The sequence below is a fragment of the Mesorhizobium sp. M5C.F.Ca.ET.164.01.1.1 genome (assembly GCF_004792125.1).
In the GTDB taxonomy this organism is placed as follows: domain Bacteria; phylum Pseudomonadota; class Alphaproteobacteria; order Rhizobiales; family Rhizobiaceae; genus Mesorhizobium; species Mesorhizobium wenxiniae.
Genome location: NZ_SRTG01000002.1, coordinates 317,911 through 332,187 on the forward strand (window position 1 = coordinate 317,911; position 14,277 = coordinate 332,187).

General features: G+C 59.2%; 17 protein-coding genes. 7 read left to right on the forward strand and 10 right to left on the reverse strand.

Going from position 1 to position 14,277, the window contains the following annotated elements; all coding sequences use genetic code 11:
* The first annotated feature begins 104 nt into the window (after positions 1-104).
* The 4 genes from EN807_RS18255 to EN807_RS18270 all read left to right on the forward strand — a co-directional run bounded on the left by EN807_RS18255 (position 105) and on the right by EN807_RS18270 (position 3,697).
* Complete coding sequence (locus EN807_RS18255) at positions 105-1,274, forward strand: glycosyltransferase family 4 protein (RefSeq protein ID WP_135936121.1); 1,170 nt, start codon at positions 105-107, stop codon at positions 1,272-1,274.
* A 105-nt stretch (positions 1,275-1,379) separates the two neighbouring features.
* A complete protein-coding gene (locus tag EN807_RS18260; RefSeq protein ID WP_206533401.1) occupies positions 1,380-2,195 on the forward strand; it encodes a glycosyltransferase family 2 protein in 816 nt (271 codons plus the stop codon).
* 78 nt (positions 2,196-2,273) lie between these two features.
* Positions 2,274-3,005: a glycosyltransferase gene (locus EN807_RS18265; protein ID WP_135936122.1), complete on the forward strand. Its 732-nt coding sequence runs from the start codon at positions 2,274-2,276 to the stop codon at positions 3,003-3,005.
* Between the two features lie 236 nt (positions 3,006-3,241).
* Entirely contained in the window at positions 3,242-3,697 is a 456-nt protein-coding gene (locus tag EN807_RS18270) for an NUDIX domain-containing protein (RefSeq protein ID WP_135936481.1), read from the forward strand.
* Positions 3,698-3,819: 122 nt separating this feature from the next.
* Here the strand turns inward: EN807_RS18270 and EN807_RS18275 are convergent, their stop codons facing one another.
* On the reverse strand, positions 3,820-4,929 hold the full coding sequence (locus EN807_RS18275; RefSeq protein ID WP_246684198.1) for an ionic transporter: 1,110 nt from the start codon (positions 4,927-4,929) through the stop codon (positions 3,820-3,822).
* 394 nt (positions 4,930-5,323) lie between these two features.
* On the opposite strand from EN807_RS18275, the gene EN807_RS18280 reads away from it, so the two are divergent.
* Positions 5,324-5,980: a TerC family protein gene (locus EN807_RS18280; RefSeq protein WP_135936123.1), complete on the forward strand. Its 657-nt coding sequence runs from the start codon at positions 5,324-5,326 to the stop codon at positions 5,978-5,980.
* 161 nt (positions 5,981-6,141) lie between these two features.
* Here EN807_RS18280 and EN807_RS18285 read toward each other — a convergent pair whose 3' ends face one another.
* The 3 genes from EN807_RS18285 to EN807_RS18295 all read right to left on the reverse strand — a co-directional run bounded on the left by EN807_RS18285 (position 6,142) and on the right by EN807_RS18295 (position 9,520).
* Positions 6,142-7,272 (reverse strand): site-2 protease family protein, encoded by a 1,131-nt coding sequence (locus tag EN807_RS18285; protein WP_135936124.1) that lies wholly within the window; start codon positions 7,270-7,272, stop codon positions 6,142-6,144.
* 398 nt (positions 7,273-7,670) lie between these two features.
* Positions 7,671-8,621, reverse strand: a complete 951-nt coding sequence (locus EN807_RS18290) for a glyoxylate/hydroxypyruvate reductase A (protein ID WP_135936125.1) — start codon at positions 8,619-8,621, stop codon at positions 7,671-7,673.
* Positions 8,622-9,082: 461 nt separating this feature from the next.
* Entirely contained in the window at positions 9,083-9,520 is a 438-nt protein-coding gene (locus EN807_RS18295) for a CBS domain-containing protein (protein WP_065007865.1), read from the reverse strand.
* Between the two features lie 251 nt (positions 9,521-9,771).
* Here EN807_RS18295 and EN807_RS18300 point away from each other — a divergent pair, with 251 nt between their 5' ends.
* Positions 9,772-10,182 (forward strand): DUF427 domain-containing protein, encoded by a 411-nt coding sequence (locus tag EN807_RS18300; protein WP_135936126.1) that lies wholly within the window; start codon positions 9,772-9,774, stop codon positions 10,180-10,182.
* Positions 10,183-10,237: 55 nt separating this feature from the next.
* On the opposite strand, the gene EN807_RS18305 is transcribed toward EN807_RS18300, so the two are convergent.
* Positions 10,238-10,654, reverse strand: a complete 417-nt coding sequence (locus EN807_RS18305) for an HD domain-containing protein (RefSeq protein ID WP_135936127.1) — start codon at positions 10,652-10,654, stop codon at positions 10,238-10,240.
* Between the two features lie 189 nt (positions 10,655-10,843).
* Positions 10,844-11,083 (reverse strand): hypothetical protein, encoded by a 240-nt coding sequence (locus EN807_RS18310; protein ID WP_127313715.1) that lies wholly within the window; start codon positions 11,081-11,083, stop codon positions 10,844-10,846.
* Between the two features lie 250 nt (positions 11,084-11,333).
* Between EN807_RS18310 and EN807_RS18315 the strand changes: the two genes are divergently transcribed.
* Positions 11,334-11,675, forward strand: a complete 342-nt coding sequence (locus EN807_RS18315; RefSeq protein WP_135936128.1) for a hypothetical protein — start codon at positions 11,334-11,336, stop codon at positions 11,673-11,675.
* Positions 11,676-11,728: 53 nt separating this feature from the next.
* Here the strand turns inward: EN807_RS18315 and EN807_RS18320 are convergent, their stop codons facing one another.
* The 4 genes from EN807_RS18320 to EN807_RS36650 all read right to left on the reverse strand — a co-directional run bounded on the left by EN807_RS18320 (position 11,729) and on the right by EN807_RS36650 (position 14,238).
* Positions 11,729-13,135 (reverse strand): PAS domain S-box protein, encoded by a 1,407-nt coding sequence (locus EN807_RS18320; protein WP_246684200.1) that lies wholly within the window; start codon positions 13,133-13,135, stop codon positions 11,729-11,731.
* Positions 13,136-13,306: 171 nt separating this feature from the next.
* Positions 13,307-13,471 carry a DUF3309 family protein gene (locus EN807_RS18325; protein WP_065007862.1) on the reverse strand — a complete coding sequence of 55 codons (165 nt, stop codon included), beginning with the start codon at positions 13,469-13,471 and terminating at the stop codon, positions 13,307-13,309.
* 354 nt (positions 13,472-13,825) lie between these two features.
* A complete protein-coding gene (locus EN807_RS36645) occupies positions 13,826-14,047 on the reverse strand; it encodes a hypothetical protein (RefSeq protein ID WP_135936129.1) in 222 nt (73 codons plus the stop codon).
* A gap of 8 nt (positions 14,048-14,055) precedes the next feature.
* A complete protein-coding gene (locus EN807_RS36650) occupies positions 14,056-14,238 on the reverse strand; it encodes a hypothetical protein (RefSeq protein ID WP_127313712.1) in 183 nt (60 codons plus the stop codon).
* Positions 14,239-14,277 lie beyond the last annotated feature (39 nt).

A 14,277-nucleotide genomic window follows, 5' to 3' on the forward strand; every position in this document is an offset into this window, starting at 1 on the left:
ACTCCAGCAGTGCAGGCGGATAGCCAAACTGGTCAAATCGCGCTCATCTGCGTGATTTATAAAATCCGCCGGTTCCGGAGTGCTCAACGGCGTAGCGAGATCGCATGGATTTGTCACAGCATAATCAACGGGTTCAGGCGGAACCGAAGACGCCTATCCTGTTCGTACGCCAGCGCTATGCGCCCTTTGGCGGAGGCGAGATCATGCTGGAAAACATCATGGCGGCGTTCGCCGCGCGTCAACGGCCGGTGGCTGTGCTGTCCGGCGACTGGCCGCGATACGAAGGCATAGAATTCATCCATTGTGCCGGCCGCCGCTTTCCCCGCTCCCTGCGGGCGACGTCCTTTGCCCGAGCCGCATGCCGCAAGATCGCCGAAATGCCACCGGCCCTGGTGCAGAGCAACGATCGTCTTCCGTGCTGCGATGTCTTCCGGGCCGGGGAAGGCGTTCATGCCGCCTATCTTGCCGAGCGGCGTCGTTTCGAGACGCGGCTTGGCAGGGCAGCGACGGCGCTGAGTCCCTTTCATCGCCAGACGCTGCGTCTTGAACGCACAACCTATGCCAGCCCACGGCTTAAAGCTGTGATTGCCATTTCGAAAATGGTGGCTGAGGACATTATCCGTCACTACGACTATCCGGCGGAACGTGTGCACCATGTTCCCAACGGGGTTGACCTGGACCGCTTCAACCTGGAGCTGCGCCAACAGCATCGGGCCGCCGTCCGCGCGCAGCTCGATGTCGACGATAACAGGCCGGTCGTCCTGTTTGTCGGCTCGGGTTTCGCGCGAAAAGGACTTCTTCCATTGATGAAGGCTGTCGCCACGCTGGACGGTGAGCTGGAGGTGTGGGTCATTGGCCATGATTCGCGCGCCAATGCCTTCAAACAGGCCGGCGACAGACTTGGTCTTGGCGCAAGGCTCAGGATGTTGGGGCCGCAGAAAGATATGTTGCCATGGTACGGCGCGGCCGACATTGCCGTGCTGCCTTCCATTTATGACCCATTCGGCACAGTGGTGATCGAAGCCATGGCCAGCGGCTTGCCCGCCGTGGTAAGCACCGGGTGTGGGGCGCGCGAGCTGGTCGATCGGTTCGAGCCGACGCTTGTTTGCGACGCAGCCAGCTTAAACGACCTCGCCGCTGGGCTTGCCCGCGCGTTGCAGCTGTCGTCACGGCCTGAGACTGCGGCCAAGGCCAGAGCGGCGGCCGAACACTACGATTTCAACGTCATGATCAGGAGAATGATAGCGCTCTACGAAAGTATCGACCTGAGATAATTTTCGACATTTTTTTTGAATCCGTTAGTATCGCTCGGAGTGCTAACAGGCCGGGGGGGCAGTTTCTTTGAACAGTAGCAGTTTTGACGCCGGAACCGTCTGACCGTGCCGGCGCTCTCAGTCATCATAATCAGCCGCAATGAGGAAGCGTGCATTGCACGTTGCCTTCGCTCGGTACATTTTGCCGACGAAATCGTCGTCCTCGACAACAACAGCACCGATCAAACCAGGGACATCGCCAGTGGACTCGGGGCCAAGGTCCTAATCACCCTCGATTGGCCCGGGTTCGGGGCGCAGAAAAACCGTGCCCTCGCCGCGGCGACGGGGGATTGGGTCCTTTCGCTTGATGCCGACGAATGGGTCGAGCCACCCCTCGCTGCAGAAATCAGAGCCGCTATCGCCAACCCAAAAGGCTATGATGGCTTCGAAATACCAAGAAGATCCCGCTTTTGTGGGCACATCGTCCGCCATGGCGGCTGGTCGCCCGATCTGGTGCTCAGGCTTTTCCGTCGACAGTCCGGGCGCTTCAGCAACGACACGGTGCACGAGAAAGTTGTGGTGAATGGGAAGGTTACGCGATTGTCCCATCCTATGGAGCATGACTCCATCGCCGACCTAGCAGACGCGCATGACAAGATCGGCCGATACGCAGAAGCGTCCGCGGCGCGGCTGCTTGCCGAGGGCAAAAGAAGCTCGATAAGCAAGGCGGTTTTACGCTCGGTCTGGGCCTATATGAACAGCTATGTTTTCAAGCTGGGATTTCTGGACGGTTCGACCGGCGCGATGGTCGCCGCTTATTCGGCCAGCTACACCTATCAGAAATGGGCGCTTGTCGCATTGGGCAGCGAGACGAAATCCGCCGAAGAAAGCAGGACCGGCGTGAAAGGCAAATCTGTGCGATTCAGAAATCGTCCTGGCTAATTTCTGCACCATTGTTGCCGAGCTGTTGCCAGACAGTTAGTGTACGACCGTTTTGAAATTGGAGCCAAGGTACTGAATATGACTGATGCGTTTAGGGTATTCGTTGGATGGGATAGCCGCGAGCCGATCGCCTACGACGTAGCACGGCACTCTTTGCTTAAAAACGCTTCGGTGCCTGTCTCCGTCATTCCAATCAAACAGGACGAACTGCGTGCCCGTGGACTGTATTGGAGGGAAAAAGATCCACTCGCGTCAACAGAGTTCACCTATACGCGGTTTCTCACGCCTTTTCTCGCCGACTACACGGGTTGGGCTTTGTTCTGCGATTGCGACTTCCTGTGGCTCGGTGACGTCGCAGGTTTGCTGGAATACACGAAATCGAACAAGGCGGTCTATTGCGTCCAGCATGACTATACGCCGAAGGCCACTACCAAGATGGACGGCGTGGTCCAGACATCCTACCCACGAAAAAACTGGTCCTCGCTGATGCTGTTCAATTGCGCGCACCCTTCGGTTAAATCGCTTACGCCAGAGGTCGTGAACCGCGAAAGTGGTGCCTATCTCCATCGAATGCAGTGGGTCGCCGATGAGGACCTGGGCTCGCTGCCAGTAGAGTGGAACTGGCTTGAAGGTTGGAACGAAAAGCCGGCGCATGGCACACCTAAGGCGGTCCACTATACAAGCGGTGGTCCGTGGTTTGCCGAGTGGCAGAATGTCGACTATGCGGATCTGTGGAAAGCCGAACGCGACGAATTTTTGAGTAATGCCGAACAAACGGAAGCTTCTCTTTCGCGCTCGGCGAGCCGGTAGCTAATCCAACCGATCGGCCCGACCATATCGGACGTTTCGTCGAGATCGCCAGCAGGGCGCGGTTCCTGCAGATCGGTGAACAGACTAGGCGTGCCTGGGTCGAAATCGAACCGAGCGGGGTGTCGAAAAGCCATTTTTGGCGACGTGCTTTCCAGCGCGCGGCGTTGACACAGCGTCTGCTGCGCCAAGCCGGCAACTGCTTTGTCGTTGTTGCTGCATGGCAGAGGCTTGAGGCCATGGCGAAAAGAAGTGCGGGCATCCTGCCTTACCGGAGATCGAGCAACGAACTGCAGGTGTTGCTTGTTCATCCGGGCGGGCCGTTCTGGCAAAGCCGCGATCTTGGCGCATGGTCGATTGCAAAGGGCGAGTATGGTGATGACGAACAGCCGGAAGCTGCGGCGCGCCGCGAATTTGTGGAGGAAACCGGCTGGAAGCTCAAGGGAGCACTGCTTCCGTTGGGGGAACTGCGTCAGCGCGGCGGCAAGTTTATCACGGCGTTCGGCGTCGAAGGCGATTTCGACGCCGGCAGCCTGCGTAGCAACATGTTCGAGATGGAATGGCCGCCGCGCAGCGGCCGCATGCAATTCTTTCCAGAGATCAATCGCGCAGAATGGTTCGGCCTCGATATGGCCCGGGAAAAGCTGCTTGTGGGCCAGTGGCCTTTTCTCGACCGGCTAGTGGTGTCTGTCTAAAGCCGGCCCAGCGGCCGACCGAGATCTTCAACTGGTCGTGCTGATCGCCACGCCCCAGGAACCATGGGCTGAGGCGAAGAGCATGTTGACCCTGCCATAGCGCCAGGATCAGGCCCCGCGCTCTACGGCACGAAGATAAGGAACAGATAGGCGACAAACACGACGAGATGAACGAGCCCCGTCAGCATCGTTGTTCGGCCCGTCCCAAAGCTCACGATGCTGATGGCAAGCGCGAGGATGAGAAGCACGGTATCCCCCGGGCCTAGACCAAGAGTCAGGCTCCGTCCGGTGAGCAGGCTCGCCGCACCGATTGCCGGGATTGTCAGGCCGATTGTGGCGCAGGCAGAGCCGAGAGCGACATTCAGTCCTCGCTGAAGTTCGTTATTGAGCGCTGCCCGAACCGCCGACACCGCCTCCGGCATAAGCACCAGCGCAGCGACGAAGAAGCCCACGATTGAGTCCGCCTGGGTAACTTGAAGAAACTCGAGCCCATTCTCGATGCTGCCGGCCACCTGCTCGGTCAGAAGAACGATCCCTGCCAGTCCAACAAACAAGAGGAGCACGTTTGTGGTCACGTTCCCACCCTCAGATACATGCGCCTCATGTTCCGCGCTGGACGTCAGATCCTCGATAAAATCACCCCGATGGCGCACCATCTGGGCAAAGACGAAGGCACCATAGAGGAGGATTGAAAGAACGCTCACGAAAGCGAGTTGCGATGCGGAGAACGTACCGGGGCTTGTTGCAAGCGTGTAGTTTGGAAGGATCAGCGTAAGAACCGTCAGCGCCATAATGACGGCAAGGGAAGCGTTGGTGCCCTGTCGTTTGATGTCCTGATATCGATGCTTCAGCCCACCCAGTGTGAGGCAGACCCCGACAACACCAGCGCACACGATCATGACCGTTGAAAACACGGACTCGCGTGCCAGCGTCGGGTTGTTCTCGCCATGGAGCATCATCGAAACGATGACCGATGCTTCGATGGCCGTGACCGAAAATGTCAACAGCAGCGTGCCGTAAGGTTCACCGAGCCGCCGTGCAACGGCTTCGGCATGATGCAAAACCACAAACACGGTTGCGAAGATGAAGATAGCGACCACGATCATCGCCAGGATCTTGATCGAAAGCAGCGAATGCTCGATCGACGCGGCGCCGAAATGAATCAGTGCGGCCAGACCCAACGAGCCGATTGGGAACAGATATTGGCCGATCGATCGTCGATGAACAGCCAAGACGGATTTCCTTCATCGCCATCGACGGTCGCAGATTGAGTATTACAGAGACTGACCGAAGCCCACGGTCTCAATGTACTTGCGGCTGCCGGCCCATTCAATGGCCGCGTGCTCGATCGACTTGGCCTACCTAAACTTGCCGAGCTCAATGCCGCATATGCGTTACAATTAAGCCTTGAGTTTTTGCGCTTACCGCAATAGCTAGGTGCTTCCAGGCCGGGCCCCTCTGGCAGTCCATCAGGACTGTGATGTCGGACTGGAATTCAATCCGGGTGGCCTGGCTTTGAGATTTCTTCAGCTGTAGCGGCATTTCTCTTGTCATACGCGGTGTCCGCGTTGCTCTACGGTTATGCTCGCAAGCCGCGTCACCCCTAGCTGAACGCAAGGGTGCCGTATGACAGAATTTTTTAGTCCTGAAGCAATGACCGCTCTGTTGCAGGTCATCATGATCGACCTGGTGCTGGCCGGTGACAACGCCATCGTTATCGGCCTTGCCGCGGCCGGACTACCCAAAGAGCAGCGCAGAAACGCAATCGTCGTTGGTATAATCGCAGCGGCCGTTCTGCGCATCGGCTTTGCGGCCGCGACAACCCAACTCCTGCAGATCGTCGGCTTGCTGTTGGCTGGCGGTATATTGCTGTTGTGGGTGTGCTGGAAGATGTGGCGCGAACTCCGGCAAAACCATGCGCAGGAAACACAGGCGATCGAAGCGCTTTCGGAAAGTGACGTCGACTACGACGGCATCGTAGCTGGCAAAGCTCCACGCAAGACCCTGGCGCAGGCAACCTGGCAGATCATCATCGCCGACGTCTCGATGTCGCTCGACAATGTTCTGGCGGTAGCGGGAGCCGCGCGCGAACATCCGAACGTATTGATCTTCGGCCTTGTCCTCTCCGTCGCGCTGATGGGCATTGCTGCAAACCTCATCGCCAATCTGCTTCAGAAGCACCGTTGGATTGCCTATGTCGGCCTGGTGGTCATCCTCTACGTAGCTGGCGACATGATCTATCGCGGTGCGCTTGAACTTCTGCCCCACGTCGCGGGCGCTTGAGACTCAGAAGATGGGCCGGCCGGAACGACGTCGTTCCGGCCGGTTCTGCTCCCAGGCAAGGCTGATGGCCCGTGTCGGCGCAATTATCCTGCCTCGGCTCGCTCCCCTTACCATTTAGAGCGCACTCACCCGATCCGGCGGTAGAAAGAGTATCCTGGTGCTCAGATCCGTGTGAGTCGCGGTTTGCCCCCACGCAAACGACCAAATCGGAAGGCATCTGAAACCGCCGAGCGGACCATAAGCATCTCGCCTATGGTTTCGTGTGTCATGAGCCCGACCAGCCGGTCGGAATTGTCCACGACGGCGACAGCAGGCACATCTGCCTGCTGCATGAGCCGCAGGCTTTCCTCGAGGCTTTTGCGGTAATGTATTTTCGGGATATCGCTCCGCATTGCGCTCGCGACCGGTTCAGCAGGCCCCTTTTCTTTCAATGTCCGGATCATGTCGTTGCGTGTCACCAATCCCTTAAGATGGCCGGCGGAATCGGTGACAGGGAAGTCGTGCTGCGTGGTCGCGAGCAGCATCTCGATTGCCTCGTCGAGCGTCGCCGACCGTTCCAGCCGGGCGAACTCGGTGATCATCACGTCACCGACCAGGACGCTTGTGGCAACCTCGCGGATCTGTGCGTTCTGGGCTTCTGCTGCCGCGGCGAGATAGACGAAGATGCCGATGAAGATCAGCAGCGGGTTGTAGAACAGCCCAACGAAACCGAAGACGAAGGCCAATCCTTGCCCGATCGTGGCGGCGATCTGGGTCGCGCGCGACCAGGAAAGGCGGGCGGCGAGGGCCGCGCGCAGGATACGGCCGCCGTCCATCGGGAAGGCCGGGATCATGTTGAAAAGGACCAAGAAGACATTGACCCCGGCAAGCCTGGCGAGAAAATTCATGCGCGGATCCTCGATCCCGGCCATCTGTTCGACACCCGCCGACCCACCGAGCAAGACGAAGATCAGCGCGGCGATCGCGACATTGACCAGCGGCCCGGCGACCGCGATCACGAACTCCTGTCCCGGCTCTTCGGGCATGCGTTCCAGCCTCGCCACGCCGCCGATCGGGAAAAGTGTGATGTCCGGCGTGCCGATGCCGAAATACCGTGCGGCGGCGATGTGACCGAACTCATGCAGGACCACGCAGGCAAAGACGGCAATGATGAAGGCAACGCCTTCCCAAGCCGCTGGCGTGCCGCCAATCCGATAGTGCGTCAGCCAAATCCAGACGAGCAGAAGCAGGAAGGTAAAGTGAACGCGCACGGTGGTGCCGGCGATCGTCCCGAGGTTCAGCGACCAACCCAAATCTGTCCACTCCGAGAGGCCCCACCTTCACCATAGGCTTTGGCAGGACGCTTGCAATCATCCGAGAACATCTGGCGCTCAAGCTCATCGTCTGCGACTAAGACCCACCCGGCCGCGAGATGCTCCGCCTTAGTGTCGCGGTCCCGTCGCAAGGAGAGTTTATCACGACACGACATCCCGGTGAACTTCTTGCGCCGTCATGGTTTGAACGCCGTCATGGTTTGAACTTCGACGTTTGAACTTCGACCTGCTAGGAAGCCCGCTTGCGGGCCCAACCGACTCTGCCGGCCATGCTGCCTTTGGCGCACCACCAAGGCCACACTAACATTCTCCCTGGACCACTCGGTGGGGGCTGGTCACTCCGCTCTGCGCGCCTCGGGTGAGGCCCTTACCTCGAGTCAGTAACCCAGTTCGAGGTCGATCTTGTTGGACAGAGGCTCTCCTCTTGCGACTTGACCGCAGAGATCGGCGGCCTGGTCGATTCCAGAATCCACCCAGAAGCTCGCGACATGAGGTGTGATGGTCACCTTGGGATGATTCCACAGTGGCGATGAGGCCTCCAGCGGTTCACGCTGAAACACGTCAAGGCAAGCACCAGAAAGCTGATCTTCGTCGAGAGCGCGGATCAGGTCGGCTTCCTTGACATGCGCGCCCCTGGCGACATTCACGAGGTAGGCACCTCGCTTCATTTTTCCAAAGGCACTGGAGTTCAGTATCCCACGAGTGTCACCAGTCAGGGGAAGTGAACAGATAACGTAATCCCGGAGTGTGAGTGCGTCCGCAAGCTGGGCACGGCCAAAGTAACTCTGTATGCCAGGAAGCGTCTTCTGGTGACGAGACCAGACAGCAGTGTCGTAGCCCAGGTCCGCAAACAGCTTTGCGGCCCATCCACCGATCCGGCCCGCACCCAGCACAACAATTCTTGTCTCGGAGACCTTCCGCGGCGCGATCGGTTTCCAAATCTTGCGGGCTTGCTGACTCATGTACTCCGCAACATGCCGTTGCTGGCAGAGAACGCGAAGGACGATGTACTGCACCACTTCCGAAGCCTGCTCACGCGTTGCGAGCCTAATGAGCGGAACACTCTTGGGAAAGCTTTGGAGATCAATACCGTCGACACCTGCCCCCAAATAGACGACCGCGCGCAGTCCTGTCATCGCGTCGAAAAAGCCAGGACTGGCGCCCTTGTCGATCAGCGCTATATCTATGTCACCTTTGTTCCCGACGTCTGGCCAAAGCCTGAACTCCAGCTGCGGCACACGCTTCTTCAGCTCAGCAGCCCACACTTCGGCGTCGATGTAGTCAGGATACTCATTGACCATCAGAACGGTAATGGGTTGGCCGGACACTTTGCACCTCCAAGATACAGGCAATGATCGGATCCATATTCCCGCCTATCCTAGCACACCGGCCGTGCTCAACGAATCTGCGAAATGCTGCTGGCCCGCCGGGCTGCGGTAAGGTGCAATGCGCCTCCAGGGTGCTGGGGAAGCCTTGCACCAGCCCGCTCGGCCCATTGTCGCGCCTCATCAAGGCGACCGAGTTCCGCGAGCATCGCGGCTCCGTAGAAGGTCGAGTCAATGAAGTAGTCTGGCAACTTTCCTCGGAGCTCGAATGCGTCCTCGTAACGCTCACGCTGCGCAGGACGCCGGACGCTTGCGGGTTTTCGGCGCTAGGACCCGTTGCTTCGGAATCGGATTCGTCATCCATGGATGTTCCTGGCCGAAGACCCGCCGGGCGGGGCGCCAGCGTTAGCCGACGCTCCGCGGAGCAAGATATATGTCGACCTCGCGCTAAACGTGTCGCCGCGTCAGTGAGCAGTTTGCGAGTGCTCGCCGCCCGGCTTCGAGATGTCGCTTAAAGCATCTCCCGCTTCTGCCGCTTCGCCGTTCGTCGCGAGATCGCCAAGAGAGATGATCCCGACGAGCCTCTTTTCGCGGTTCAGAACCGGAAGCCGACGCACCTGCAGGTCGCCCATGTTCTCAAGCACATGCTCGACGTCTTCGTCATCGAAGCAGTATTTGACCTCCGGGGTCATGACATCACGCACCTTGGTGTCAGGTCCCATACCCAATGCTACGCCGCGGATCGCGATATCACGATCGGTGATCATCCCGACCAGCCGGTCGTGGTCGCCCACGGGCATCACTCCGGCGTCAAGCTTGCCCATGATCTGCGCTACTTCGCGAATGGACTGTTCGGGGTTCGCGACCTGGACATTCCTCGTCATGCAGTTGCCGACTTTCATGGCAATCTCCCTTCATTTGCGAAGCCCCGCCGCCGATACGGTATTGATGACCGATGAACGAAGTTTCGGCGGTAGCGTTCCCTTGAATGTGGATTGAATGGCGCGCACAGGCGGCCATCGCTGCCCGAGCGACGGAACTTGGGATAGGGACCGATTGCATTTCGTTGAGACGCCGATGCCTGGCCGACCTGGAACCCTGATGGGCGATGCTACGTTTCAGTGAGAGACAGCGCAGCCAACGGAGAAGTCGAATGCAGCCCTCAGCCGCAAATTCCGCTCGCCACCCCGGCGCGCTTACAGTCACCCCGTTCAATGGAACCGTGACGGTCAGGTTCTCCGACGCGATTGTTGCCTCAACCGAGCGGGCAAAAGTGCTTCATGAAGATGGACACGATCCCGTTTTCTACATCCCTTTCGAGGATATCTATTTCGAGCTTCTGGAGAAGACGAACACCACAACGCGCTCCCCGCTGAAGGGCACAGCAAGTTACTGGCGGGTTCACGCGGTCGGCGGAGCGGCTGACGACTTCATGTGGGCCTACGAGACGCCCGACACCCCGGCATCAGCCATCGCCCGCCATGGCGCCTTCGATCCCGACAAGGCGCGGATCGATGCCGATCCTGCCGAGGACAAGCGACACACGCCTCACCTCCCCGAATAGAGTGGCGCTTGAATTTCCACATCGGCGGGTAACGCCGCAGGCGGCAATCTTTCCCTCATTCGGAGAATCTTTCGTCGAGGACCCGCAGTCCGTCTTCGTACTTCGACGTCGGCGCGCCAATCTGCCGTGCCTGCCACAGATTGTCGGCGAGATCTGCGCGCTTGACCGGCAGCGCCAACGGGTTGGATGCTGCTCTGCGCACGAAAGCGAGGTCGTCCTCGTCCGGCCTGCGTGTCATGGCATCGACTGCCGACACGATGGATGTTCCAAAACCAGCCGCCTCGAGCCGATCGCGGTCCCAACCGTCGCTTTTCTCAAGAACATCGTGAAGGTAGGCAACGGCCTTTTGGTCGAGCGTTTCGACGGCATCAACGATCCGGCGGCAATGTTCGATATAGGGCCGTCCGGTCTTGTCCGTCTGCCCGGCATGAGCCTGTTCGGCGATTTTTGCCGCGCGGTAGAGCACGCTCACTGCTTCGATCCTTGCTGGCCTGTGTATTGATGCAACCGGCCTTTGCTCCGGTGCACAACGTGCCTCAAGGCAAGGTAGCCCGTGTCACCGAACGCGCGACGATTGCCTGAGGTTCCAGAGCGCGGGCAAGGCTCCGGCACGTCGGAAGGACGTTATAGGTTGCTAGCCTTGAGCGACAGTTCGAGACGGCTAGCCGCCGTCGGACGGTCCATCGACAATCCCGGAACTGGGCAGAATCCCAAAATCCTGTGACTTGGCACCTTGTGCTGCCGTCAAAAATCCGTCTGCATGAAGACCGCGCCGCAGCAACTCTCTCACCGCCGCCGACCGGCTTGGCATGCGCCTTTCGAAGCGCCAGTTTTCCAATGCAGCCAATTCGTCAGCATTTAGCATGATCTGCAGTCGTTCGGGTCTTTCCAGGTCGGCCATTTTTGCCTCCAGCCGCTCAAAGTTAGTAATTGTCTAAAAATTAGGAAGAGTCTCATCGCCCGTCAAGGCCGGTTCATACGCTGTCGGCGTGAAAGGTTAACAGTTGCTGTGAGGCATCGACTGCACAGTCCGCGCAATATGCTAACTTATTGATTTCACGATATAATTTTATTGATCCCCTTGCCATTCGGATCGTCATGGCGCATGCTTACCACGAGGGACAAACCGCTCCTGAAAAAGAGGGTTTTCCATGAGATACGATTACTCGGCTCATTTGTGTCAAGACGTTAACCTGCAAGTTAGGGCAGCCGCCCGCTATAAGGGAATGGTCAATGTCACCGCGGTGGCCGAGGCCGTGCGGCTGCGAAACCTCGCAGAAAACGTCGCGCTTGAAGACATCGAATGCCTGGTACTGCAAGCGGCCCAGTTCTGCGGGGCGGCCATGGAATTCGACAGCCTCACAGTTCTTGAATCACATAACCACCATCGGCACTCAGTGAATTGCGATGCTCTGCCTGGCAGCGGCGGCTGCGATGTTCTGCAGGACAGGACTGTTTCGCTATATCATCGCCAGCCGGACCGAACGCAATAGGTCCGGCGTCAGCACAGTCGGTCGGACGGGAAGGTTCAGCTTCACGGGCGCTTTCAAAGGGCCGCGTTATCCGCGACAGACGTCTGGACGAAGGGTAGCGGCGCCTCGAGCGTCCAGGTGACGCCTTGCTCGTGGAACTCCAGCCGCCCGCTGCCGCTGAGTGCCTGCGGCGCCACCCGCTCGAGAACGACCACTCCGAAGCCGCGCCCCCTGACAGCGTCCAGGATCGGCCCGTCCAACTCATGCCAGACCAGTCGAAAGGTGTCGGCGCCGTCGCCGGCAGGGATCACATTCCAATCGATTTCGACGCGTCCGCCGCTACGGGACAGCGCTCCATGTTTTGCCGAATTGGTGGCGAGTTCGTGGAAGGCGATACCGAGATACTGGACGGCGTTCGGCTGCAGTATCACCATTGGCCCGGCCATCGACACGCGGGACTGCGCTGCAAAGGCCTTGAGCTGTGCCTGGATGAGCTCGCCGACCGTCGCGCCGCGCCACTCGGCATTGACCAGGAGATCGTGGGATTCCGAAAGCGCCATGATGCGCTCCCGAACCTGCCCGAGGAAAGCCTCAGGTGTGCTCGTCAGCCTGCTGGTCTCGCGGATCATCGAGATGATGACCGAAAACTGGTTCTTCACCCGATGATTGACCTCGCGCATGAGCAGACGGATGCGCCGCTCGTTCTCCTTGTGAGAACTGATGTCGCGCGCGATCTTGGAGGCGCCGACGACCCGCCCGATCCCGTCGCGGATCGGCGAGACGGTGAGCGAGACCGAAACGAGCGTGCCGTCCTTGCGCAGGCGCATCGTCTCATAGGAGGGGACGCGTTCGCCGGCGCGGATGCGGCTGATGATCGAGACTTCCTCGTTGAGACGGTCGGGCGGAATGAGCATCGTCACCGGCCGGCCGATCGCCTCGGCAGGCGTGTAGCCGAACAAGCGCTCTGCAGCATCGTTCCAACTGGTGATGATGCCATTAATGTCCTTCGACACGATGGCGTCCATCGACGACTCGACAATGGCGGCAAGACGCATGCGGGCTTCATCGCCCAGCGTCTGGGTGCGCAGGTCGAGCAGCGTGTTGATTGCACCGACAACATTGCCCGCTTCGTCGCGAAGCAGGCGTGGGTGAGCCCTGAACGGGACGAGTTCGCCGTCCGGCCGCTCCGCAATCGCCTGGTCCCACAAGACATCCCGTCCTTCGCGCAGCGCCACGGCCATCGGACACTCGTCATGTGCCATATCCCGACCGTCGAGATGACGAAGCTTCCACGAACCGCACCATAAGTCCCGACCGATAACGGGACGATGGCCCCAGAGCTCAGCTGCGGCTTCGTTGAAGAAGGTGATGCGTCCCTGCCCATCAACGGTGTAGATGGCGACCGGCAGTGCCTGCATCAGATCGGCAGCGGGAATGCCCGGAACTCCGAGGCCGATATCGGCTTGTTCAACGAAGTTCACTTATGGCGCCATTCTCGTGGGATTTCCGAGCGGCTATAATGCACTTGAGCGATTTCGGTTCCGTCCGGACAATCACGTGCGCCCCCTTTGCCTGCAGCCGCCACATTCCTGGACAAGGTACTAGCGCGACACAGGATCACCCTGAAGTTATCGGCCTAAATCGAGCGGGCACTAAATTCGTCCGAGAAGGACCAGGATAATGACGATGAGTAGCACGAGACCAAGGCCGCCGCCACCATAATAGCCGGTGCCGTAGAACGGTCCACCACCCAGACCGCTGAACCCGCCAAGCAAGACAAGGATCAAAATGATGATGAGTATGGTTCCGAGGGTCATGGTGGTTCTCCCATTCTTGCGCCTTCGCGCCATACAAGGGCACGTCCATGCGCCTGTTGATGACGGTATGAACTCCCAGAAGGGCCTTCCTGTTCCACCGGAAGTAGCATCGTGTCGCTCGTCTAGCGGGAAAAAGCCGGTAGGCTGACGAGAAAGCCCGCCGGCCGGGAGCCAGCGGGCGACAGGCTTTTTCTGCCTCGGACCGCCTGGAGGGGCAATCACAGCAAGGGTGCCTGACGCGGGCCTGCCGAGGCGGCGCTCACAGTCAGCCGGTTGATGATGTTTGGCACCTCGCCATTTTCAGCAGAAATGCAAGGTGCCAGGCCGCAGGCTTCGCCGGGAGGTGAATACGATTCACCTTCCTTGGTGTGCCGGTCGGGTGCCGCCCCCCTTCTTTTCCGAGTCATGAGTATGGTGGCTGTCGCGTTCGCCTCCGCCGCCTGAGATCTTGCTGCGGCTGCGCTGATCGGAATCGGCTGGCGGCTTTTCTATCCCCAGCGGTTTCTTGGCATTCTCGTGCGATGCGCCAGGACCGCCATGGCGGATGCTGGCGCGGGTCTTCTTCGACGTGGACATGAAATCACCTAACGGTCCTGCTGGTAGCCTTGATGGGTCGTATTGACCCTCGTGTTGCCCTGCTGGCCCTGTTTGTCGGGATTTGGGGCGGAATGGCCGTGCTGCGTTTGGTCGACGGGAATCGACTTCTTATCGCCTGGACCCTTAGGGCTCTGGTTCTCTGCCGGAACGGGTGGTGGTTTTGTGCTCATGACGTTCTCCTTTCACTAGCCAAAACAAGCAGGCCCCCG